Annotated in this window: 1 protein-coding gene and 1 pseudogene; both read right to left on the reverse strand. The window is 38.6% G+C overall.

Features of this window, described 5'->3' with window-relative positions:
• Positions 1–112: 112 nt before the first annotated feature.
• Positions 113–365, reverse strand: a pseudogene (locus J7J01_05480) (IS5 family transposase).
• A gap of 175 nt (positions 366–540) precedes the next feature.
• The coding region (locus J7J01_05485) for a hypothetical protein (protein MCD6210328.1) at positions 541–1961 on the reverse strand (1421 nt) is incomplete at its 5' end.

Here is a 1961-nt window from a genome sequence, read left to right on the forward strand (position 1 = left end):
ATTCAGCAAGCCTTTGTAGGCTTCTTTTATCTATGAAACCCAAAGAAATGGCAATGCCAATCAAAACGACACCAGGAGAAGTGATTTTTGTCACAGAGGACAGAGTAAATCTAAAAGCCAACGGCTTTAAAGAGTGGTATTCTATGGCTAAAACAAGTTTATCTCCAATTATTATCGTTTTTCCGCTCTTTCGCTTTCCACAAACGGCGTTTACGGTTATCAACACCATATCCACAAACTAATCGGCTGTAAACTTCTTTAACGATGCTTTAGCCTTTAATTCGCTTGTTACGAAGGTTGAAGGTTATATCTCTTTCAAAGCACATTGCGAGTATCACGACTTTCAGCATCGTCATAGCTTCACTTTTGGTAGATTGGAGAGTGATAGGATGATCTTTTGTGAATAGTTGGTGGAGGGGGTTAAAATGTTATGATGCGAAGGGGCGGAATGTCATATATAACGTTTCGAGCGTATCTGAAGCCCAGCCGCAAGGCTGGATTTGGGCGGAGTGCCAAAGGCACGAAGCCAGATACGCTCTGTTATCTGTAGTTTTGACAGCCTATCCAATTTATGTAACGAGTTGTATCTATACAAAACATAAGAGCACAATCGGCAATAAATGAGGTTCTATCCTTTTGAGAAACTTTTAACAATAAACAATTCATAAGCGAATAATTTTCCGGATTATAAATACTAATGAGACGAGTTGGATCAGAAGAACTGACTTCAATCCTATGAGCAAAAATGAACTTAGATGTTAAACTTTCTATGGTGATCGGCAACCCATAAGCATCCGCAAACCTTGCAAGAAGTTGAATAGGTGAAAGAAGGTGAATCTCCTTACACAAATCAGCAAATATTTTGAAAGCCCAATATATTCCCAAACTTTGAAGTCCCCTTTCTGCACAAACAAGCATATAAAAATCTTGCTCTGAGGGGATGAAGCGCAAAAAGAATATCAGTTCTTTTTGCCCATTGAATATCACTGACTCCGTTTTATCACTCTTTTGGATTACTTTAAGCACTTCCGTTTGACTAATTTTAAATTTGTCTTGGCATTCTTTTTTAAAAAGCTCTGAAAATACGTACTCTTTTATTGAGAGTTTTCTTGGTGTCCAGTGTAACCAATAGGGAATTGTGTAACCTTCAAATAAAGGCAGATTTTCCGGTACGGGCAAATTGGGATTTCTACGCGAAATACGCTTGTATCTGCGTCTGAATGCAACCAGCGTGCTATCTGGAGGTTTTCCCATTAGCATATAGTCATCCCAAACGATTATCGCTGCTCCCACAGATCGGTTTTTCTCTCCACTAAGAGCAGATTGCACAGCATCAACTATTCTCAGGAGTTTATCAGATAAGTTATCATTCTCTACTTGGTCTGCAGCAACAGGTACCGAAACATCAAGAATTACAGCGCCATAAGAAGGGAGCTCTATCTCTTTTGCCGCTCTCTTTATTTGCTTATTTGCTTTCTTAATCGCATCCTGTAAGTTATTCTTAGAACCAGTCCATAGATGCTTACATTCGATAAAAACAGGGATATTTATATTAGGAATTTCTACTTTTAAATCTGGATAACCTTCTTTTTCTATTGGATCAATAGTATAACTTTTCGTCTTATGCCATGCACCAACGTAAAGTTCTACCATCAAGTCCTCAAATTGTTCTGGATTAGTAATTCTTGAACGTATCTTTCTCTGAACCGCCTCGTCTCCATACAAATCAAGAGACCCAAGTTTTAGTTGCTGAAGATTCCCTTCTGTTAGTGCCACGAGGATATATGAATCAAGTATAATTCGCCCAATCTCATGAAGTCTTTCTTTTTGTTCTGGAAACTGGATTCTCCCTCTTTGTTCTATAATTTTCTTGCACAAAGTCCATCGAAGGTATGCCGGGTGTTTCTTCTGCTTTGCCTCAAGAAACCACTCTGGCGAGAACAATTTTTCCAATATTTCCT

The organism is Methanophagales archaeon, from assembly GCA_021159465.1.
Taxonomy (GTDB): domain Archaea; phylum Halobacteriota; class Syntropharchaeia; order Alkanophagales; family Methanospirareceae; genus G60ANME1.